The 20,874-nt window shown below is 74.3% G+C and carries 20 protein-coding genes and 1 tRNA gene; 14 read left to right on the plus strand and 7 right to left on the minus strand.

The window, feature by feature from the left end:
- Window positions 1-99: 99 nt before the first annotated feature.
- The 4 genes from AUV08_RS05605 (at window position 100) to pdxT (ending at window position 3,171) form a co-directional block, all read left to right on the plus strand.
- On the plus strand, window positions 100-945 hold the full coding sequence (locus AUV08_RS05605) for a CoA ester lyase (RefSeq protein WP_060775462.1): 846 nt from the start codon (window positions 100-102) through the stop codon (window positions 943-945).
- A gap of 51 nt (window positions 946-996) precedes the next feature.
- Complete coding sequence (locus tag AUV08_RS05610) at window positions 997-1,482, plus strand: DedA family protein (RefSeq protein WP_060775463.1); 486 nt, start codon at window positions 997-999, stop codon at window positions 1,480-1,482.
- Between the two features lie 115 nt (window positions 1,483-1,597).
- Entirely contained in the window at window positions 1,598-2,542 is a 945-nt protein-coding gene (gene pdxS, locus AUV08_RS05615; protein ID WP_060775464.1) for a pyridoxal 5'-phosphate synthase lyase subunit PdxS, read from the plus strand.
- On the plus strand, window positions 2,539-3,171 hold the full coding sequence (gene pdxT, locus AUV08_RS05620; RefSeq protein ID WP_060775465.1) for a pyridoxal 5'-phosphate synthase glutaminase subunit PdxT: 633 nt from the start codon (window positions 2,539-2,541) through the stop codon (window positions 3,169-3,171). Before pdxS ends, pdxT begins: the two co-directional genes overlap by 4 nt.
- A 36-nt stretch (window positions 3,172-3,207) precedes the next feature.
- On the opposite strand, the gene ald is transcribed toward pdxT, so the two are convergent.
- Window positions 3,208-4,350, minus strand: coding sequence for an alanine dehydrogenase (gene ald / locus AUV08_RS05625; protein ID WP_060775466.1), 1,143 nt, complete (start codon window positions 4,348-4,350; stop codon window positions 3,208-3,210).
- A gap of 105 nt (window positions 4,351-4,455) precedes the next feature.
- Between ald and AUV08_RS05630 the strand changes: the two genes are divergently transcribed.
- Window positions 4,456-4,953: a DUF456 domain-containing protein gene (locus AUV08_RS05630; protein ID WP_036313469.1), complete on the plus strand. Its 498-nt coding sequence runs from the start codon at window positions 4,456-4,458 to the stop codon at window positions 4,951-4,953.
- Window positions 4,954-4,975: 22 nt separating this feature from the next.
- On the opposite strand, the gene AUV08_RS05635 is transcribed toward AUV08_RS05630, so the two are convergent.
- Window positions 4,976-5,704 (minus strand): FadR/GntR family transcriptional regulator, encoded by a 729-nt coding sequence (locus tag AUV08_RS05635; RefSeq protein WP_036313468.1) that lies wholly within the window; start codon window positions 5,702-5,704, stop codon window positions 4,976-4,978.
- Between the two features lie 79 nt (window positions 5,705-5,783).
- Window positions 5,784-7,445, minus strand: a complete 1,662-nt coding sequence (locus tag AUV08_RS05640) for an L-lactate permease (protein ID WP_060775467.1) — start codon at window positions 7,443-7,445, stop codon at window positions 5,784-5,786.
- Between the two features lie 201 nt (window positions 7,446-7,646).
- Here AUV08_RS05640 and AUV08_RS05645 point away from each other — a divergent pair, with 201 nt between their 5' ends.
- The 3 genes from AUV08_RS05645 to AUV08_RS05655 are packed head-to-tail and all read left to right on the plus strand — an operon-like array spanning window position 7,647 to window position 10,839.
- Window positions 7,647-8,510, plus strand: a complete 864-nt coding sequence (locus AUV08_RS05645) for a (Fe-S)-binding protein (protein WP_061867726.1) — start codon at window positions 7,647-7,649, stop codon at window positions 8,508-8,510.
- Window positions 8,507-10,147, plus strand: coding sequence for a LutB/LldF family L-lactate oxidation iron-sulfur protein (locus AUV08_RS05650; protein WP_060775469.1), 1,641 nt, complete (start codon window positions 8,507-8,509; stop codon window positions 10,145-10,147). Before AUV08_RS05645 ends, AUV08_RS05650 begins: the two co-directional genes overlap by 4 nt.
- Entirely contained in the window at window positions 10,144-10,839 is a 696-nt protein-coding gene (locus AUV08_RS05655; RefSeq protein WP_060775470.1) for an LUD domain-containing protein, read from the plus strand. Before AUV08_RS05650 ends, AUV08_RS05655 begins: the two co-directional genes overlap by 4 nt.
- Window positions 10,840-10,870: 31 nt before the next feature.
- Here AUV08_RS05655 and AUV08_RS05660 read toward each other — a convergent pair whose 3' ends face one another.
- The 3 genes from AUV08_RS05660 to AUV08_RS05665 form a co-directional block, all read right to left on the minus strand.
- The gene (locus AUV08_RS05660) at window positions 10,871-11,335 is read right to left on the minus strand and encodes a DUF2871 domain-containing protein (RefSeq protein ID WP_060775471.1); all 465 of its coding nucleotides are present in this window, start codon (window positions 11,333-11,335) and stop codon (window positions 10,871-10,873) included.
- 93 nt (window positions 11,336-11,428) lie between these two features.
- Window positions 11,429-11,557, minus strand: coding sequence for a putative transporter small subunit (locus AUV08_RS12185; RefSeq protein ID WP_002857926.1), 129 nt, complete (start codon window positions 11,555-11,557; stop codon window positions 11,429-11,431).
- Window positions 11,558-11,590: 33 nt separating this feature from the next.
- Window positions 11,591-13,288, minus strand: a complete 1,698-nt coding sequence (locus AUV08_RS05665; RefSeq protein ID WP_060775472.1) for a sodium:solute symporter family protein — start codon at window positions 13,286-13,288, stop codon at window positions 11,591-11,593.
- 353 nt (window positions 13,289-13,641) lie between these two features.
- Between AUV08_RS05665 and AUV08_RS05670 the strand changes: the two genes are divergently transcribed.
- The 4 genes from AUV08_RS05670 to AUV08_RS05685 all read left to right on the plus strand — a co-directional run bounded on the left by AUV08_RS05670 (window position 13,642) and on the right by AUV08_RS05685 (window position 16,625).
- The gene (locus tag AUV08_RS05670; RefSeq protein WP_061873135.1) at window positions 13,642-14,052 is read left to right on the plus strand and encodes a VanZ family protein; all 411 of its coding nucleotides are present in this window, start codon (window positions 13,642-13,644) and stop codon (window positions 14,050-14,052) included.
- Window positions 14,053-14,086: 34 nt separating this feature from the next.
- Window positions 14,087-14,159 (plus strand) — tRNA-Ala (locus AUV08_RS05675).
- A 247-nt stretch (window positions 14,160-14,406) separates the two neighbouring features.
- Complete coding sequence (locus tag AUV08_RS05680; protein WP_060775474.1) at window positions 14,407-15,534, plus strand: glycosyltransferase; 1,128 nt, start codon at window positions 14,407-14,409, stop codon at window positions 15,532-15,534.
- Window positions 15,534-16,625, plus strand: coding sequence for a glycosyl transferase (locus AUV08_RS05685; RefSeq protein WP_061867499.1), 1,092 nt, complete (start codon window positions 15,534-15,536; stop codon window positions 16,623-16,625). The genes AUV08_RS05680 and AUV08_RS05685 overlap by 1 nt, the downstream gene beginning before the upstream one ends.
- A gap of 29 nt (window positions 16,626-16,654) precedes the next feature.
- Here the strand turns inward: AUV08_RS05685 and AUV08_RS05690 are convergent, their stop codons facing one another.
- Entirely contained in the window at window positions 16,655-18,649 is a 1,995-nt protein-coding gene (locus tag AUV08_RS05690) for a glycosyltransferase (RefSeq protein ID WP_061867498.1), read from the minus strand.
- 165 nt (window positions 18,650-18,814) lie between these two features.
- Here AUV08_RS05690 and AUV08_RS05695 point away from each other — a divergent pair, with 165 nt between their 5' ends.
- Together AUV08_RS05695 and AUV08_RS05700 are read left to right on the plus strand one after the other, a co-directional pair.
- The gene (locus AUV08_RS05695; protein WP_061867497.1) at window positions 18,815-19,927 is read left to right on the plus strand and encodes a hypothetical protein; all 1,113 of its coding nucleotides are present in this window, start codon (window positions 18,815-18,817) and stop codon (window positions 19,925-19,927) included.
- Window positions 19,924-20,874 (plus strand): glycosyltransferase (locus tag AUV08_RS05700; protein WP_231865119.1); only part of this gene is annotated, 951 nt, incomplete at its 3' end. The genes AUV08_RS05695 and AUV08_RS05700, both read left to right, overlap by 4 nt.

Consider the following 20,874-nt stretch of genomic DNA (forward strand, 5'->3'; position numbering starts at 1 on the left):
TTGAGGAACTTCCATCCTGCGGGAGAGGCCCGCTCGTCTCATCTCAGCCCGTACCCCGTGGCAAGAACCTCATGACCCACAACAGCTAGGCTGGAGGCCATGCCCGTGAGGAACCGTCGCGCCGCCGCCCTGCCTGCCAAGCTCAGCCGCTCCTGGCTGCTGGTCAACGCGGCCACCCCCGACGCGTTCGCCCCCGCCCTGGCCTCCGAGGCCGACTCCGTCATCTTCGACCTCGAGGCCGCCGTGCCGGAGGAGCAGAAGGACGCGGCCCGCCAGCACGTCGTGGACGCCCTCTCCGGCGGCATGACGGCGTGGGTGCGCATCTCCGCGACCTCCACGGACCACTGGCAGCGGGACCTCGAGGCGCTCACGGGTCTCGACGGCGTGCGCGGCGTCGTGCTGGCCGAGACCGAGGAGCCGGAGCAGGTCACGTTCACCGCCATGCGGCTGCGCGCCGGCACCCCGGTGATCGCCCTGCTGGAGTCCGCCCTGGGCATCGAGAACGCCACGGCCGTGGCCAAGGCGCCGGGCACGTTCCGTCTCGCCTTCGGCGTGAACGACTTCCGCAAGGACGTCGGCGTCGGCGAGGACCCGCTGGCCATGGCCTACGCCCGCTCCCGCATGGTGATCGCCTCCCGCGTGGGCGGTCTGCCCGGGGCGATCGACGGACCGCCCGGCAACACGGACGGTGAAGACGCGGTCGTCGACTCCAGCGCCGTCACCGCCTCGATGGGCATGACCGGCCGCCTCGTCCTGAACCGGGATCAGGTGGACTGGGTCAACCGGGCGATGTCCCCGTCCGAGGATGAGCTCGCGTGGGCCCGCGACCTGCTCGAGAAGCACGCGCAGGGCACCGCCGTCGGCGACGGTTCGTACCTGCCCCGCGTGCTGCGCGCCCAGAAGATCGCGGACCTCGCGGACTCGTACGGGCTCTGGAACGCGTGAGCACGGCCGGGGCGCGCGCATGAGTCCCCGCACCGACGGGTGGCTCCGCCCATGATGGCGTGGATCGACGGGCTGCCGCTGCTGTGGTCCATCGGGTTCTTCTGGATGCTGGCGATCCTGCGCACCCTGATCGTGTTCTCGCTCGGGCGGGGGCTGGCCTCCGGCGTCGAGCGGACCCGCTGGTTCGCCCGCGTGATGGAGGGGCCCGTCTATGTCCGCGCCCAGCGCTTCATCCAGCGCCACGGGGTGTGGGCCATCCCGTTCTGCTACCTCACGGTGGGCATCCAGACGGCGGTGATCGGCTCCGCCGGCGTCGCCCGCATGCCCTGGCGCCGGTTCCTGCCGGCGGCCGCGCTCGGCACGTTCCTGTGGGGCCTGGTGTACGGGACCGTCGGGATGGCCGTCGTGTGGGCCGTCATCGGCGCGGCGCTCGGAGAGGGCCGGGGCGCCCTCGCCCTCGTGCTGCTCCTCGCGGCGGTGGCCGCGTTGGTCGTGTGGCGCCGACGCCGCACGCTGCGCCGGCACGGGGCCGGGTGACGTCGTCGTCCGTGACGCGGGCCGGGCTTCGCCGCCGGGGGACTAGAGTTGACCGCGTCTTCGCCCCGGCCAGCCGCCCCGCGGCCGGGGCCGCCACCCCTTCGGAAGGACCACCATGAGCGACGAGCGCGCCCGCAGCTTCTCCGCCTCCACCGCCTCCGCCGCCGACGACGGCGCCCGCGGCACCGGCACGACCCGCGTCAAGCGCGGCCTGGCGGACATGATGAAGGGCGGCGTGATCATGGACGTCGTCAACGCGGAGCAGGCGCGCATCGCCGAGGATGCCGGCGCCGTGGCCGTCATGGCGCTCGAGCGGGTCCCGGCCGACATCCGCGCCCAGGGCGGCGTGGCCCGCATGTCCGACCCCGACCTGATCGACGGCATCGTCGAGGCCGTGTCCATCCCCGTGATGGCCAAGGCGCGCATCGGCCACTTCGTGGAGGCCCAGGTGCTGCAGGCGCTCAAGGTGGACTTCATCGACGAGTCCGAGGTGCTCTCCCCGGCGGACTACGTGAACCACATCGACAAGTGGGACTTCGACGTGCCCTTCGTGTGCGGCGCCACCAACCTCGGCGAGGCCCTGCGCCGCATCACCGAGGGCGCGGCCATGATCCGGTCCAAGGGCGAGGCCGGCACCGGCGACGTCTCCGAGGCCGTGAAGCACATCCGCACCATCCGCAAGGAGATCGCCCAGCTCCAGGGCCTGGCCCAGGATGAGCTGTACGTGGCCGCGAAGGAGCTGCGGGCGCCGTACGAGCTGGTGCGCGAGGTCGCCGAGACCGGCGCCCTGCCCGTCGTGATGTTCACCGCCGGCGGTGTGGCCACCCCGGCCGACGCGGCCCTGATGATGCAGATGGGCGCCGACGGCGTGTTCGTGGGCTCCGGCATCTTCAAGTCCGGCAACCCGGCCGAGCGCGCCCGCGCCATCGTCAAGGCCACCGCCCAGTTCGACGACCCGATGGCGGTCGCCGAGGCCTCCCGCGGCCTGGGCGAGGCCATGGTGGGCATCAACGTGGGCGACCTGCCCGCCCCGCACCGCCTGGCCGAGCGCGGCTGGTGAGTCCACAGAAGACCGTCGGCGTGTTCGCGCTCCAGGGCGACGTGCGGGAGCACGTCCACGTGCTCGAGTCCCTCGGCGCGCGCACGCGCCCCGTGCGCCGCCCCGCGGACCTCGAGGGTCTGGACGGCATCGTGCTGCCCGGCGGCGAGTCCTCCGTGATGGACCGCCTCGCCCGGATCATGGGGCTCAAGGACCCGCTCATCGCCGCCCTCCGCGACGGGCTGCCCGCCTACGGCACGTGCGCGGGGCTGATCATGCTGGCCCGCGAGATCCGCAACCCGGCGCCGGATCAGGGCGGGCTCGGCGTGCTGGACGTGGCCGTGCGGCGCAACGCCTTCGGCGCGCAGGTGGACTCGTTCGAGGAGGACCTGGACATCCCCGCGGTCGCGGCGGAGCCGGTGCACGCCGTGTTCATCCGCGCCCCCGCCGTCGTCCAGGCGGGGGAGGGCGTCGAGGTCCTGGCGAGCGTGCCGGCGTCGCGCCTGTCCGTGCCCGCGGCGGACCCGGGGCGCGACGGCGACACGCGGCTGCCCGTGGCCGTGCGGCAGGGCCACCTGCTCGCCACGGCCTTCCATCCCGAGGTGACCGGCGACTGGTCCTTCCACCGGGCGTTCCTCGCGGGGCTCTGAGCGGCCGGCCGGCCCCGCGCGCGACGGGCGCGGGGCTCAGGCCTCCGCGAGCACCTCGGAGGTGACGCGGACGTCCTTCTGGGGGTCCAGGCCGAGCTCGTCGGCCACGGCCGTGGCGACGGAGGGCAGGGTGAGCGCGCCGTCGTGGGCGTTGAGGCCCCCGGCGAAGCCCTCGTCCGCGGCCAGCGCCGCACGCCATCCGAGGTCGGCGATGCGCTTGATGTAGGGCAGCGTCGCGTTGGTCAGGGCCGAGGTGGAGGTCTGCGGCACGGCGCCGGGCATGTTGGAGACGCAGTAGTAGATCTTGTCCCCCACGAGGTACGTCGGGTCCTGGTGGGTGGTGGCCCGCGAGTTCTCGAAGCAGCCGCCCTGGTCGATCGCGATGTCCACCAGCACCGAGCCGGGCCGCATGGACTCCACCATCTCGGCGGTCACCAGCTTCGGGGCCGCGGCGCCGGGGATCAGCACGGAGCCGATCACGAGGTCCGCGTCCGCCACGGTCTCACCGATGTTCAGGTGGGACGAGGCCAGCGTGCGGATCCGGCCCTGGTGGACGGCGTCCAGCTGCGCGAGCCGCTCGAGGGAGATGTCCAGGACGGTCACGTCCGCGCCCATGCCCGCGGCGATCACGGCCGCCGCCTCGCCGGCCACACCTCCGCCGATCACGGCCACCCGGGCGCGGCGGGTGCCGGGCACGCCGCCCATCAGCACGCCCGAGCCGCCCTGCGGTTGGAGGAGGTGGTAGGCGCCCGCGGCGGGGGCCAGGCGGCCGGCCACCTGGCTCATGGGGGCCAGCAGCGGCAGGGAGCGACCGCGGGTGACCGTCTCGTAGGCGATCGCCGTCGTGCCGGCGTCCAGGATCGCCCGCGTGCACGCGGGAGAGGCGGCCAGGTGCAGGTAGGTGAAGAGGACCTGGCCGCGGCGCAGGCGGCCGTACTCCTCCGGCTGGGGCTCCTTGACCTTGAGGACCAGCTCCGCGCGCTGCCAGAGCTCGTCGACGTCGTCGACCAGTTCGGCACCGGCGTCGCGGTAGTCCTGGTCCGAGGCGCCGGAGCCGACGCCGGCCCCCGACTGCACGAGGACCTGGTGGCCCGCGCGCACCAGCTCCTGGACCCCGCCCTGCGTGAGGGCGACACGGAACTCGTTGTTCTTCACTTCGGTGGGCACGGCGACCAACATGCGGCGAATCTAACCGATCCGGCCTGTTCCGGCGAGGGCACGAGGGCCGCTGCGCGATCGCCCATGTCGCCGTCAGCGCGGTGCCCGTCCCGTCATACTGGTGAGGTGACTCCCGCGCTGATCTCCCTCGTGGCCGTGCTCCTGCTCCTGGTGGGGCTGGTGGGCACCGTGTACCCCGTCCTGCCCGGCTCGCTGCTCAACCTCGTGACGGCTCTCGGGTGGGCCGCGCTGCTGGGGTCCCCCGCGTCCTGGACGTTCGGCGTCATCGCGGCCGGTCTCGCCGTGGCGGGGCTGAGCGCGTCCGCCGTGCTGACCGGTCGGCGGCTGCGGCGTGAACGCGTCACCCGTGGCCCGATCCTGTGGGGGGTGGCCGGCGCCGCCGTCGGGTTCTTCGTGATCCCGGTGGTGGGGCTGTTCCTCGGCTTCGCCGTCGGCCTGTTCGCCTCCCAGTGGGCCCGCACCCGGGACGCCCGGGCCGCCCTGAGCAGCTCGATCGGCGCGCTCACGGCCATGGGTGTGGGCATGCTCGTGGAGTTCTGCTGTGCGCTGGGCTCGCTGACCGCCGTGGGCGTGGGCGCCCTGGTGCACGGCGTTACCGCCTGAACCGCCGGATCCGTCCGCCGGCTCAGCCGCCGGCGGGCACCCTGCCGGTCTGGGCGAGGGCGGCGAAGCCGAGGACGTGCTCCCGCAGCTCCTGCGCGGCCGCCCGGCCGTCCCCGGCGGCGGAGGCGGCGAGGATCCGCCGATGGTCGGCCTGCAGGCCGGCGCGCACGGCGGGCCAGTCGGACAGCCCGGCCACGGTCTCGGTCACGTAGCCGATGGTCGCCTGGCGCAGGGAGTCCAGCATCATCGCCGTCACGACGTTCCCGCCCAGGGTGGCCAGCCGCACATGGAACTCGGTGTCGAGCAGGTGGAAGTCCTCTTCCGGCAGCGCGGGGTCGTCCATCCGGTCCAGCAGGGTTTCCACCTCGGCCAGGACGGCGACGCTCTCGGGGTCGCCGGAGGTGGCGGCGGCCGCCTGCGCCGCATCGGTCTCGAGGAGCACGCGCGCGGCGACGACGTCGGCCATCGGCAGGGACCGGGTGGCGATATGCAGGCGCAGCGCCCAGCCCAGCGCCGCGGACGGCTCGGAGACGACGACGGCGCCCGAGTTCGGCCCGGAGCCGGCGCTGGCGCGGATCAGGCCCATGGCCTCGAGCATCCGGGTGGCCTCCCGCACGGACGCCCGGGAGATGCCGAAGCGTTCGGCCAGGGTGCGTTCGCCGGGCAGCTTGTCCCCCACGACCACGGCGCCGGAGCGCAGCTCGGCCTCGAGCCAGTCGAGCACGATGGTGTAGGCGGGGGCAGCGGTCATGGACGGACCTTCCGAGGGGGCGGGGCGGCGACCGTCCATCCTACCGATGGACGCCGCCCCGCTCGGGTGGTGCAGGCGGTCAGCCCGCCGCCGGCAGCATCCACGCCAGCACGTTGGACTGCAGGTACACGAGCGTGCACACCGCCAGCAGGAGCACGAGCGACCACACCACCACGCGGCGCAGGATCTCGGACTCCCGGCCCTCCATGCCGACCGCCGTCGCGGCGATCGCCAGGGACTGCGGGGAGATCATCTTGCCCACGACGCCGCCGGAGGTGTTGGCGGCCACCAGCAGGGCCGGATCGGCGCCGATGTTCGTGGCGGCGGTCTGCTGCAGGGTGGAGAACAGGGCGTTCGCGGAGGTGTCCGAGCCGGTCACGGCGGTGCCGAGCCAGCCGAGCACCGGGGACAGGAACACGAAGGCCGCGCCCAGGCCGGCCACCCACGTGCCCATGGCGACCGTCTGGCCCGAGAAGTTCATGACGTAGGCCAGGGAGAGCACGATCACGATCGTCAGGGCGGACCAGCGCATGCGGGCGAAGCAGCGGCCGATCTCGGCGAGCGCGTTCCCCACCGAGAGCGGGAACCGGCCGTCGTGGTCGAACCGGGAGTAGACCACGGCCATGATCAGGCCGGCGATCAGTAGCAGCGTGCCGGGGGAGGCCAGCCACTCGAACTTGTACACGGTGCTCGCCAGGGGCGCGCCGGAGGCGTCGACGAGGTGCCCGTCGAGCCCGGGCCACGGGATCTTGGCGGTGGCGGAGTTCAGGGCCGCGGTGATCGAGGGGACCAGCTTGGCCAGGGCGAACACGGCCACGACCACGATGTAGGGCAGCACGGCCATGAAGATCCGGCCGGGGGTGAGGTCCTGCGCCGCCGCGCGGGCGGGGGCGTCGAGGCGCTGGCGGGCCTCCTCGGCGCCGCGCGGCCGCCAGAAGCGCAGCAGCAGGACGGCGGCGGCGAGGGAGACCAGGGAGGCCACGACGTCGGTGAGCTCGTAGGAGAAGTGGGTCGAGGCCAGCCAGATGGCGACGGCGAAGCTCGTGCCGATCACGATCAGTGCCGGCCACGTCTGCCGCACGCCGCGCAGCCCGTCGATGATGAACACGAGCAGGAACGGCACGAACACGGCCACGAACGGGGCCTGGTGGCCGACGATCGCGCCGATGTGCGTGGCGGGGATGCCGGTGAGCGTGCCCGCGGTGGTGATGGGGGTGCCCACGGCGCCGAAGGCCACGGGCGCGGTGTTCGCCAGCAGCACGGCGGTGGCCGCCCGCAGCGGGGGCACACCCAGGCCCAGCACCATGGTGGCCGTGATGGCGACGGGGGCGCCGAAGCCGGCGAGGGCCTCGAGCAGGCCGCCGAAGCAGAACGCGATGAGCACGGCCTGGATGCGGATGTCCCCGCCGCCGAGCGAGTCGAAGATCGCGCGCATGTCGTCGAATCGCCCGGAGAGCACGGTGACCTGGTAGAACCACAGCGCCATCACGACGATCCAGACGATCGGGAACAGGCCGAAGGTCGCTCCCTGGGCGGCGGCCAGCGCCGCCAGGTGGGCCGGCATGTGGAAGCCCAGCACGGCCACGAGCAGAGCCACCACGAGCGCGGCGAGCCCCGACTGCCAGGCCTTGAGGCGCAGACCGAGGAGGGTGGCGAAGAACGTCAGCAGGGGCAGGACGCCGAGCGCGGCGGAGAGCGCGACGCTGCCGGCGGCATCGGGGGTGGGGGTGAAGGTGTGCACGGGGGTCTCCCGGTGGGCGAGGGGACGGGGCGGGATCCGGTCGGGCCGGTGATGGTCGGACCACTGTGGTCAGACCAAGGAGCGTACTGTGAGGGCAGTCACCTTGCAAGGGGCTGGCATGATATGGTCTGACCACTACGGCACCCGTGTGCTGCCGCACCGCACGGCGCCCCAGGCGCCCCGTCCGGAACGGAGACCGGCATGAGAATCGCCCTGTTCGCCACATGCATCGTGGACGCGATGTACCCCAAGGTGGCCCTCGCCACCGTCCGCATCCTCGAGCGGCTCGGCCATGAGGTGGTCTTCCCGCCCGGCCAGGTCTGCTGCTCGCAGATGCACGTCAACAGCGGATACATGGAGGACGCCCTGCCCGTGGTGCGCAACCACGTCCGCACCTTCATGAAGGCCGACTACGACCTCGCCGTCGCCCCCTCCGCCTCCTGCGTGGCCTCGCTCGGCCACCAGCAGCCGGACGTCGCCCGCTCCGGCGGGGACGAGGGGCTGGCCCGCGACGCCGAGGTCGTCGCCTCCCGCACCCTCGAGCTGTCCCAGCTGCTCACGGACGTCCTCGGCGTGACGGACGCCGGAGCCCAGCTCGGCTCCTGGTTCCCGCACACCGTGACCTACCACCCCTCCTGCCACGGCATGCGCCTGCTGCGCCTGGGCTCGCGCCAGGAGGACCTGCTGCGCACCGTCGCGGACATCGACCTGCGCCCGCTGCCGGACGCCGAGGAGTGCTGCGGCTTCGGCGGCACCTTCTCCCTGAAGAACCCGGGCGTCTCCGCCGCCATCGCGGAGGAGAAGATCGAGAAGATCACCGCGTCCGGCGCCTCCCTCTGCACGGGCGGCGACGCCTCCTGCCTGCTCCACCTGGACGGGGCCATGCACCGTCGAGAGGCGCGCGGCCAGGACGGCCGCCCGCTGCGCACCGTCCACCTCGCCGAGATCCTCGCGGCCACCCGGGAGAACCCGCTCGAGGTCGACGGCCCCGTCGAACTGTCCATCCCCGCGTCCGCCGGCGTCCGCCGCGGACCGTCCGCCCGTGTCGAGGAGGCTCGCCGATGAGCACCGCACCCACCCGCGTGCGCCTGGGAATGCCCACCGTCCGCCCCGTCCACGGCGAGGGCGAGATCCTGCTGAAGACCCCGTTCCCCGAGTCTGCCCGCGAGCAGCTGGGGAACGACCAGATGCGCGCCAACATCCGCCGGGCCACGCACACCATCCGTGCCAAGCGTGCCGGCGTCGTCGAGGAGCTGCCGGACTGGCAGGAGCTGCGCGCCGCCGGCTCCGCGCTGAAGCAGTCCGTCATGGCGGACCTGCCCGCGCTCCTGGAGCGGCTCGAGTCCGAGGTCACCGCGCGCGGCGGCGTCGTGCACTGGGCCCGGGACGCGGCCGAGGCCAACCGCATCATCACGGAGCTCGTCACCGCCAAGGGCGTGGACGAGGTGATCAAGGTCAAGTCCATGGCCACCCAGGAGATCGGCCTGGACGCCGCGCTCGAGCATGCCGGTGTGGCCGCCGTCGAGACGGACCTGGCCGAGCTCATCGTCCAGCTCGGCCACGATCGGCCCAGCCACATCCTCGTTCCGGCGATCCACCGCAACCGCCGGGAGATCCGGGACATCTTCCTCCGGGAGATGCCGGAGACGGACGAGAGCCTCACCTCCGAGCCGGCCGACCTGGCCGAGGCCGCACGCCGGCACCTGCGCGAGAAGTTCCTGAGCACGAAGGTGGCGATCTCCGGGGCGAACTTCGGCGTCGCCGAGACGGGCACGCTCTCCGTCGTCGAGTCGGAGGGCAACGGCCGCATGTGCCTGACCCTGCCGGAGACGCTGATCACCGTGATGGGCATCGAGAAGCTCGTGCCCACCTTCGAGGACCTCGAGGTGTTCCTGCAGCTGCTGCCGCGCTCGTCCACGGGCGAGCGGATGAACCCGTACACCTCCATGTGGACGGGCGTCACCGAGGGCGACGGCCCCCAGGAGTTCCACCTGGTCCTGCTGGACAACGGCCGCTCCGCGGTGCTGTCCGACCCGAAGGGCCGTTCCGCGCTGCACTGCATCCGCTGCTCGGCGTGCATGAACGTGTGCCCCGTGTACGAGCAGACCGGCGGCCACGCCTACGGCTCGGTCTACCCGGGCCCGATCGGCGCGATCCTCTCCCCTCAGCTCACCGGTGTGGACGCGGGGGAGAACGGCACCCTGCCCTACGCCTCCACGCTGTGCGGCGCGTGCTACGACGTGTGCCCCGTGGCCATCGACATCCCCTCGATCCTCATCCACCTCCGGGACGAGGACGTGCAGGCCACCCACGCCGCCCGGAAGGCCCGGCGCACGGAGGAGGACGCCGCTGCCGGCCCCCTGGCCCGTGCCAAGGCGACGGTGGAGTCCGTCACGCCCTCGCAGATGGACGTGGCGATGAAGGGCGCCTCCGTGGTGATGTCCTCGGGTCGGCGCATGTCGCTGGCCGAGCGGGGCCTGGGGTTGGGCCGGGTCGCGGCCGGGCCGGACCGGGTGCTCGGCTGGCTGCCGGGCATCGCCGGCGGGTGGACCGACGAGCGTGATGTGCCGGCGCCCCCGCGGGAGTCCTTCCGCAACTGGTGGGCCCGCCACAAGGATGAGACCGAGCACCGGACCGCCCTGGACGGCGTCGCCGGGTCGGACCGCCAGGAGGACGAGCACGTCGAGGAGGACGGACGATGAGCGAGGCGAAGGCCGAGATCCTGCGGCGCATCCGCGAGGCGACGGCGGACGGCCCGGTCGCGGACCCGGTGCAGCGCACCTACCGGCGGACCTCCTCCCGGGACCGGGCCGAGGTGGTGGAGATGCTGCGCGATCGGCTGATCGACTACCGGGCCTCCGTGCGGGACGAGACCGAGGAGACGGTGGCCGCGGCCATCGCCGAGCTGCTCGGCCCGGACGCCCGGTACGTGGTGCCGGCCGGTCTGGAGTCCGACTGGCTCCCCGCGGACTCCCGCGGGGCCGGCCGGGAGCGCATCACGGAGCCCGCGGTGGGCCATACGGGGGAGCGGGCCGCGGTCCGCGGCGCCCACGACGGCGAGCGCGAGCCCCTCAGCGTGGACGCGCTGAACGAGGTGGACGCGGTGGTGACGTCCTCGACGGTCTCCTGCGCGGAGACCGGGACGATCTTCCTCAGCGGCCGCCCGGACGAGGGCCGCCGGGCGATCACCCTGGTCCCGGACCACCATGTGTGCATCGTGCCGCTGGACTCCGTGGTGGAGCTCTTCCCGGAGGCGCTGGCCCGCGTGGAGGCGACGGCGCCGATCACCATGATCTCCGGGCCCTCGGCCACGAGCGACATCGAGCTCGAGCGCGTCGAAGGCGTGCACGGGCCGCGCCGCCTGGACGTGATCCTGCTCGACCGCGCTCGCTGACGCGGGCGCGGCCGAGCAGGGGTCGGGCGGCTCAGGCCCCCCCGACGACGGCGCCGCCGACGCGGCCCGTCTCGAGGCGGGCCTGTCGCTCGCGCACACCGCTGTACAGGGCGACGAACAGCAGCGCGAGACCGGCGGTCACGAGCATGTGGCCGAGTCCGGCGATGCCCGGGATGGCGGCCGAGGTCTCGGCGGGGGTCAGGCCGTCCACGGTGAGGACGCCGCGCACGGCCATCATCACGGACGTGACCAGGACGCCCAGGTGGAAGAGCCAGAAGAACCAGGTGAACGGGCCGCGGCCGGTCAGGCCGAAGACCGCGTCGAGGGCGAGGACCACCAGGGTCACGGTCAGCCCCAGGCCCAGCAGATGCGTGTGCACGGTACCGAGCTCGGTGGTGCCGGTGAACTCGTGGGCCTTGGTGTACTCGCGGTAGAACAGGCCCGAGGCGAGGCCGAGGACGGTGTACATCAGGGCGGCGTAGTAGTGGCGCATCATGCCCTCCACGCTAGGGAGCGGCCCCTGCCCGGGGCATCGCCCGAACGGTTGATCCGGGCCGCTCCCGTGGCCGGGCCGCCCCCGGCGCACACCTCAGATGATCGAGCGGCCCTCGCGGCGGGCCGTGGCCCAGTCGGCGAAGAAGCCGCGGGCGATCGAGACGAGGACGGCCAGCACGAGGACGGGCCACATCAGGACGTACAGGGTCAGACCGACGGTCATGCGGATGCTCCTTGCGAGTCGGGGGACGGGGGATCAGGACGCGGGGGCCGAGGCGCGCTCGACCTGCGGCAGGTCTTCGGTCGCGGGGTCGAAGTCGCCGGTCACGCGCGCGATCCGGTCGAAGTCGAAGTCCTGGCCGGAGCGGACGGACAGCCCCCAGCAGACGAGGAAGGACACGGCGTAGGCCACGAGCGAGCCCGTGAGGGTGGCGTAGTCCCGCAGGAAGCCGTAGCCGAGGAACAGCATCACGACCGAGGCGATCGCGCCGACCACGACCGCCGGACGCAGGCCGAAGAAGCCGAAGCACATGATGCCCAGCACGACGCCCACGCCGAGGATCGCGAGGGTCTCCACCACGAACGCCCAGGCTCCCTCGATCGGGATCCACTCGAAGCGCACGGGCAGGAACACGGCCAGCGCGGCGAGCACGGACGCCGTGAACGCGACGTTGGTGATCTTGCCCCAGTAGAAGGACGCGATCACGGGGAACACGAGGCAGCCCCACAGGGCGCCCACGAAGACCAGCAGGTCGAGGATGTCGAACTTGGCGGTGGCGAAGTACAGGGCCGCCGCCGTCGCCACGATCATGGTGATGCGGCCGATCAGCAGCATGGTCTTCGGGTCGGCGTTCTGGCGGCCGACCGACTGGCCGTAGACGTCCGTCATCACGATCGACGAGAGGGCGGACAGGTCCGAGTCGGCGGTGGAGGACAGCGAGCCGATGATCATCAGGAACGCCAGGGCCACGAGCGCCAGCGGCAGGTGGTCGGCGACCATCTGCGGCAGGAGGTTGTTGACGTCGCCGTCGAGCGGCTCGACGCCCAGGTAGAGCGCCATGACGCCGAGCATGCCGACGCCGATCACGGTGCCGCCGTAGCCGAGGGTGGCCGTGACGAAGGTGGGCTTGATGAGGTCCTCCCGCACGGCGAAGAGGCGCTGGGCGATGGTCTGGTTGCCGATCGCGTAGGCCAGCACGGCGGCGATGTACGGCGCGCCCTGGTTCATGAACGCCTCGGAGGAGAAGAAGCTCTGCTGCTGGGCCGTGACGTGGCCCGCCTCGACGCCGGCCTGGAACATGCCCGGGCCGCCCGCGGCGAAGAACACGGCGGGGATGATGATGACGGTCGCGCCGAGCATGGCCATCACCTGGGCGAAGTCGGTGAGCACGGAGGCGCGGAAGCCGGACCACAGGGTGTACAGCAGCACGCCCGCGGCCACGATCAGGATGCCCGCGCCGAAGGACAGCGGGGACAGCAGGGAGATCAGGGCGCCGCCGGCGATGAAGTTCGAGGTCAGGGAGATGACGGAGCCGAGCACGTTGGAGCCGGCCAGCATGAGCTGCGACGAGCGGCCGTGCCGGGCGTACATGACCTCGGCGAGGGTGTGGGCGCGCGGCGCGACCGCGCGGATGCGGCGGCCGAACGGGTAGATGAACAGGATCATCAGGGCGCCCCAGAGGCCGTAGTGGAGGGGGCCGGAGACGCCGTACGTGTAGCCGGCGGTCACGGAGGCGTACATGGAGGCGGCCCAGATCCAGGTGGCCGTCATGGAGGCGGCGGACACGCCGAAGCCGATCTGATTGCCGGCCGTCATGTAGGCGTCGGCGTTCTCCTTCTTCTTGGAGATGACCACGGACATGATCATGGTCCCGCCGTAGAACAGCACGACGAGCAGGATCACCCCGATCACGCCGAGCTGGGTCAGGGATGCTGCGTCCTGGGAGGGCGGCATCGAACTTCCTTTCGCACGAGTGACTACGGACGTCCCGATCCCCCGGCGCGGTCCGGTCAGGGCACGGCTCCGCAGGGCGGAGGGTGGCGTACCGATCACGTCGCGGCCAGGGGGGCCGGGGAGGTGGAGGGCATCCCGCCGGGTCCCGAGCCCACGAACGGCGAGCTCTCTGCTCAAGCCATCGCGGTCCCTCGGCCCTGGGCGGCGCTGTCAACACCGGCATCCTGGCGGAACGAGCCCACCCGGATGGCGCGATCATCACATGGTCGGCGCAGAAATGGCAAAAACATAGATCCTTTTCAGCAGGGCGGGGACCGTGAGTGCCCGGCACGGAAGCCGGACAGAATGGGCGGATGACCGTTCCCTCCGGCCCCCCGGCCGCCCCCTCCGCCCCCGCTTCCCGACGACGGCGCCGCGCCCTGACGGCGGCGCTGGCCGTCGCCGTCGTGGTGCAGCTGGTGGTGCTGTACCTGCCGGGCGAGCAGGTGCCGGAGGCCGGGTTCGCCGTGCCGGGGCTGGACAAGGCGATCCACGTGGCCGTGTTCGCGCTGCCCGCGTTCCTCGCCGTGTGGCGGGGGCGGAGCGCATGGTGGGCGCTGCCGTTCGCGGTGCACGCGCCGGTGAGCGAGCTCGTGCAGCACGCGTGGGTGCCGCTGCGGACGGGGGACCCGGTGGATGTCGTCGCGGATCTGGCGGGGGTGGTGCTCGGCGTGGTCGCCGCGTGGGGCCGCCGGATTGGAGGATCGGGGGCGTCGGGCGTATGATGGTCCGGTGCGCTCCCGCGGGAGGGCATGACCTGGGGCTATAGCTCAGTTGGTAGAGCGTTTCGTTCGCAATGAAAAGGTCAGGGGTTCAATTCCCCTTAGCTCCACGGACCGTCCCGGTCCGCGATCCTCGAGGTCGCGGGCCGGGACTTTCTCGTGACGGGGGCGTGTGCGCCTGCCCTGCACTCACCCCCGGGAGGGGGGGCCGGCGCTTCCGGGGGGACCCCCCGGGTGTCTACAGTGCCGGGGTACGTCAGCGCCGACGTGATGCGGTCGTCTCACCGCAGGTCAGTCGCGCTTCTGCCGCCCCGCACGGGGCCGTTCGGCCCGGCCCGGGCCGGGAAGGGGACGCCGATGCGCATCAGCGTGCTCACCCACATGCTCCACCCCATCCGTTCGCCCTACGAGGGTGGGCTGGAGATGCACACGGCCATGACCGTGGAGCACCTCGTGCGCCGGGGCCACGACGTCACCGTCTACGCGCGGGAGGGCACCCGGCTGCCGGGCGACGTCGTCGCCGTGCTGCCCGCCGAGGGCGCCGGCCCGGGCCGCGCGGGCGCCCGCGTGCGCGAGGCGGCCGCCCGCCGGGCCTGCGCGCTGATCCTCGACGACGACTCCGACGCCGTCCTGAACAACTCCCTCTCCCCGGCGCCGCTCGAGCTGCTGCGCGCCCGCCCCATGGTCACCGTCCTGCACACGCCGGCCACGCTGGCGGAGGTGCTGGCCGTCGTCGACGCCCCGGACTGGACGGCCCCCCACCACCACCGGTGGGCCTCGGTGTCCGCGTCGAACGCGCTGGCCTGGCAGCACCGGCTGCCGCGCGTGGACGTGGTGCCCAACGGGATCGAGCTGCACCACTGGGTCTCCGACGCCGTCCCCGTGCGCGGCCGCGCCGTGTGGTCCGGCCGGATCACGGCGGAGAAGGGCCTGCACGTGGCGATCGACGCCGCCCGGATAGCGGGCATGGAGCTGCACTTCGCCGGGCCGATCTCGGACGAGGAGTACCACGCCCGGGAGGTCGTGCCGCGGCTCGGCCCGGACACCGTCTACCACGGCCACCTCGACCACCAGACGCTGCCGCACATGCTCGCCACGGGCGAGGTCTTCCTGGCCACGCCCCTGTGGGCCGAGCCGTTCGGGCTCGCCGTGGTCGAGGCCATGGCGCTCGGCGTGCCGGTGGCCGCGCTGCTCAGCGGCGCGATGGGGGAGATCGTCGCCCCGCAGGCCGGCGCGCTGGCCGTGCACCACACGGCGCAGGAGCTCGCGGTCTCGATCCGCCACGCCCGCCGCAAGGACCGGGGACGCGTGCGTGCGTGGGCCTGCCGGTTCAGCGCGGAGACCATGGTGGAGGGCTACGTGGACCTGCTCGAGCAGGCCGCCGAGGACGCCCGCGACCTCGCCGCCGCCGAGGACGCGTACGGGTTCGACCCGCAGGAGGTCCCGCGCCCGTCCGCCGACGCGGCGGGCCTGGAGTCCCTCTGATGGCCCCGGCCCGCAGGCGGGTCCTCTACTACGCCCACCAGCACGGGGCGGGGCACCTGCGGCACGCCGCCGGCCTGGCGTCGACCGGGGCGTTCGACGTGACGGTCGTGACCGCCCACCCCCGGGCGGCCGAACTGCTGCCCGCGGACGTCCCCGTCATCCCGCTGCCCTCGGACCTCGTGCCCGGCCACGAGCAGCCGGCGCGCTCGCCCCTGCACTGGTCCCCGGTGGGGCCCGAGATCCGGGCGCGCTTCGACGCCCTCCACGCGGCGGCGCGGCGGGTGGACCCGGACGTGTGCGTGGTGGACGTGTCCGTGGAGGCGGCCCTGTTCCTGCGCCTGGCGGGCTGGCCCGTGCTGCACCGCCGCATGCACGGCGAGCGCACCGACCCCGCGCACGCCCTCGTCTACGCCGAGGCCGACGGCCTCTTCGCCCACTACGCCGCCGAGCTCGAGGTCCCCGCCTGGCGCGCCGCCCACGCGGACCGGGTCACCTACCTCGGGGTCGCGGACGTCACCGGCCGGCTCGGCACGCGCGCCACGACGACGGCGTCCGCCGGCGCCGCCCCGCGCGTCGCCGTGATCGCCGGGACGGGCGGCGGCGGGGTGCGGGCCGCGGACCTGGCCCGGGCGGCATCCGCCGTGCCGGAGGCGACGTGGGAGGTGTACGGCCCGATCGCCGGGGTGGGCGAGCCGGAGGCGCCGGGCGGGCTCGCGGCAGAGGCGATGCCCGCCACCGTGACGCTGCACGGCTGGGTCCAGGCGCCGGCCCGCCGGGCCGCGGACGCCGACGTCGTGGTGGTCTCGGCCGGGCACAACGCCGTGGTGGACGCCGCCCGCTCCGGCCGCCCCGTGGTGCTCGCCCCCGAGCCGCGGCCGTTCGACGAGCAGCGCGTGTTCGTGCGCGAGATCCACCGGGCCGCGGGCGTGCCGTGGTGCGCGTGGGAGGACCCGGACGCCGACTGGGCCGGCGCGGTGCGCGGCGCCCTCGCCGACCCGGCCGCCGCCGACCGGCTCGCGGGCCTGCTGCTCGTGGCGCCGGACGAGTACCGGCGGCGCTGGGAGGCGGCGATCGAGGGCGCCCTGGGCTGAGTCCGGCACGCCCCCGGCCGTCACGGCGCTCAGTACGCGGCGTCGTCGCGGCGGGCGGCCGTCAGCTCCGCCTCCGTGGGGTGACGCAGCAGCTCGAGCCGTTCGCCCTCGGGGTCCCACGCGATCAGCCCCGCGTCCGCGAACGCGCGCAGCCACCCCTCCATGGCCCATCGGCCGTGCACCTGCCGGAAGCGGCGGGCGTTGACCAGGATGTCCTCGAGGTGGTGCAGCGGCGGGGTCATCACCCCGTGGTGCTGGTGGAACGCCTCGGCGGGGCTGAACCGCAGCGTCAGGCCGGCGTCGCGGGCGCGGAAGGCCAGGTCCGTGTCCTCGGCGCCGTAGCCGGTGAAGCCCGCGTCGAAACCGCCGATGCGGGCCAGGTCCGCACGGCGCAGCGCCAGGATCAGCGTCCACACGAGGTGCCACTCGTCCGAGGGGCCGGCGGTCAGGTGCGCGCGCGCCCGGTGGGGCACGGAGAGGCGGCGCAGCAGGGCGTCGGCGCGATGCGAGGTCAGGTCGGCCTCCTCGACGGCGCAGGTCCAGCCCGGCCGCAGGTAGCGGGGCCGGCCCATCACCACGGACCCGGGGTGGGCCGCGACCTCGGTGGCCAGCACGCCGACGGTCTCGGCCGCGGGAGTGCAGTCCACGTCGAGGAAGACGAGGATCTCGCCGGTGGCGAGCTCGGCCGCGCGGTTGCGGGCCTGCGCCAGCGGCAGCCCCGCCTCGGCGGCCACGTGTCCCACCGTGACGGGCAGGTCCGTGGCCGGGACGCGCCCGTCCGGCTGGCCCATGAAGACCACGACCACCTGGTCCGGGCGGCGGTGGGAGCGTTCCAGCCCGGCGATCACGCGGGCCAGGTGCTCGTCCCGGTGCCCCGTGATGACCAGCACGGACATGCTCGGCAGTGCCCCGCGCGCCCGGGCGAGGGCCTCGCGGTAGACGGCCACGTGGGCGGCGGCCACGCGACGGCGCTGCCGGGCCCGGGCGGCCGGGTCGGCGGGGGCCGTGCGCGCGCGGGCGCGCACCAGCGTCTCGAGCGCGTCGGCGAGGGAGTCGGGGTCCTCCGGGTCGAACGCGGCGAGCGAGTCGGGGGTCAACCAGGCGCCGGACTGGTCCGCGATGTGCCCGATGTCCGCGACGGCCACCGGCACCCCCAGGTCCCGGCACATCTCCACCCAGCCCGAGTGGGTGCCGATGCGGTACGGCAGCACGGACACGTCCACGTCGCGCAGCAGCGCGTGCAGGGCGGGGTCGTCGAGCCGGTCGTGCTGCCACAGCTCGAAGCCGTGGTGGGCGCAGCCTGCGCGCAGCGCGGCCAGGGCGTCCTCGTCCTGCACGGTGTCCTGGACCTCCACGGTCACCCGCGCGTCGACACCGCGGTCGGCCAGAGTCCCGACGGCGGCGGCGAGCACCGGCAGCAGCGCCACCGGGGCCACCTGGGCCCGCAGGTCCTTGGCGTGCACCAGCAGGCGGGCGGGGGCGGCCGCGCCGTCGCCCTCGTCGGACGCGTCGGGGGGCAGCAGGCCGGGGGCGTCGTCGTCGCCCTGCGCCACGAGGTCCTCGAGCGGGACGATGTGCGGATGGGGGACCACGAGGGCGCGCACGCCGTAGTCGCGGGCGAGGGTCGCCGCGGCGCCGGGGGTGAGCGTGAGCACGGCGTCCGCGCGGCCCAGCAGCACGGCCAGGCGGTCCCGGTGGGGGCCCTGGTCCGTCAGGTGCGGGTTCTCGAGGTCGTGCACGGTCACGACGACGGCGCCCCCGTGCGCGTGCTGCGCGTCCAGGGCGGCGGCCAGCTGGGCGGGGCTGAAGTGCTCGAAGCCGAAGTGCACGTGCAGCACGTCCGGGCGGTGCTCGGCCAGCCACTCCGCGCGCAGGGCCCGGGGCGGCCACCACCGGTGTGCGGGCGCGCCCGGCACCGGCGGGTCCGCCAGGAACTCCACGTCCGGCGCGGCGCCCGGGTCGAGGGGGCGGATCGCGCGGGTGTACGGGTGCTGCGCGGGCACGTGCTGGACGGTGATGCTCACGGGGGAGGGCCTCCTGACCTGGGGGATGCGATGCCGCGCGGGCGGCGTGTCCCCGTCCCGGGCCGGGGGTCGCGAAATCTAGTCTGTCAGGGCAGGATCGGAGAATCGGAGCAGCGGCATCCTGTCCGTTCCGGCGCGCCGCCGCGTCGAGGAGCGCCGCCGCAGGTGAAGGGGATCGTGGACGTGGACTCGCAGCCGCAGGGACGTGTGCTGTACGTGACCGTGGGCGCGCCGGAGCACGGCGTGGTGCGCCACGGTCGGCAGACGGCCGCCGCCCTCCGTCGGGTGGGCGCCGAGGTGGAGCTGCTGACGGCGGAGGACGTCGCGGCGTTCCGGGGCCTCGTGCCCCTGCTGGAGGAGGCGCGCGCGCTGGGTGCCGCCGTGCACCTGGACGTCACGGACGCGCTGTTCGGCCCCACCGCGACCGCCGCCGCGGACCTGCTCGTCGACGTGCTGCCCGAGGGCACCACGCTCACCCTGCACGACATCCCGCAGCCCGCCGAGGGCGACGGCCGCTACCGCCGCCGCGGCGAGGCGTACGCGCGGCTCGCCCAGGCGGCGGCCGGCGTCGTGGTCTCCTCGCAGCACGAGCGGGCGCTGCTGGCGGACCTGGTGGACGTGGCCGCGGACGTGGTCCCGCTGCCCGTGGAGGACCGCCGGGCCGCGGCCGCCCGCGCCGAGCCGGTGGTGCCGGAGAGCATGGCCGGCCTCGACCAGGACGTCGTGCTCTTCGGCTTCGTCTACCCGGGCAAGGGGCACGCCCTCGCCCTGGAGGCCCTCACCGAGCTGCACCGCCAGTGGGGCCCGGACTCCGGGGCGCCGCGCCGGCTGACGGCGCTCGGACCGGTCAGCGCCGGCCACGACGACCTCGTGGCGGAGCTGACCCGCGACGCCGAGGCGCGCGGCCTGGAGTTCCGCGTCACCGGGTTCGTGCCGGACGAGTTCGCGGACGCGGCCCTGCTCTCGGCGGGCATCCCGTTCGCGGCGCACCGCAACGTGTCCGCGTCCGGGTCCCTGGCGGCGTGGACCTCGGTGGGGCGGCGGGCCATCGCCTCCGCCGGCCGCTACACGGAGGAGATGGCGCGCCTGCGACCGGGCACCCTGCGGCTCGTGCACCCGAACGGGTCGCCGGCCTTCGCGATGGCCGAGGCGATCGCCGAAGCGGTCGAGGACCCCGAGCGCACGTGGCTGGGCCCCGGCGTGGACCTCTCGCCCGGCGCCGAGGACTGCGCGCGGATGCTCTTCGACGTGCTCCGCCGCGTGCACAGGTGGACGTGAGCGCCGCCGTCTCCGTGGTGGTGCCCTACTACCGGGCCCAGGCGGACCTCGACCGGCTCACGGCCGCGCTCGCGGCCCAGCGCGGCCTGACCGGGGGGCTGCAGCTCGTGGTGGCCGACGACGGCTCGCCCGTCCCGCCCCGCGTGGACCCGGGCCTGCCGTTCGACGTGGTGACCGTGCGCCAGCAGGACCGCGGGTTCCGCGCCTCGGCGGCTCGGGCGCTCGGGGCGGAGGCGGCTGACGGGGACGTGCTCGCCTTCCTCGACGGGGACATGCTCCCCGAGCCCGGGTACCTCGCCGCGGCGCTGGCGGCGGTGGCCGCGGCGCCCCGGGACGCCGCGGTGGTGGGCCGGCGGCGGCACCTGGCCGAGGCCTGGCTGGAGCGGGCCTGGGCGGAGGGCTGGCGGCCCGGGGACGAGGTGCCCGCGGACGCCCGCCTGGCCGAGCCGGCCTGGCTGCGCGAGGGGTACCGGGCCACGGACGGCCTGCGCCGCGCCGACTCCACCGGCTACCGGTACGTCATCTCGGCCGTGCTCGCGGTGGCGCGCGAGGTCTACGAGGACGCCGGCGGCTTCGACCCCGCCTTCGTGGGCTACGGCGGGGAGGACTGGGAGCTGGCGCACCGGCTGTGGCGCGTGGGGGCGGCGCTGCGCCACGCGCCGGACGCGGTGGCGTGGCAGGCCGGCGCCGACTTCGGCGGACGCGGCGACGCCGCCGAGGCCGCCCGGGTGAAGGCCCGCGAGGCGCTCGTCCTGGCCTCGCGCATCCCCGCGACGACGGCCCGCGGCCACGGCCTGTCCCTGGCCGGCCCGCTGCGGGTCGAGGCGCGCGTGCGGGTGCCGGAGGGCGCGGACGGCGCGGCGGCGGCCGTGGTGGCGGTGGACGCCGTGCTGCGCGCGGCGCCGGGGGCGCGGGTCGGCGTCGTGGGCGGCCTCGACGAGGCGGCG

Origin of the sequence: Micrococcus sp. CH7 (genome assembly GCF_001595485.1) — a bacterium.
Classification (GTDB): Bacteria; Actinomycetota; Actinomycetes; order Actinomycetales; family Micrococcaceae; genus Micrococcus; species Micrococcus luteus.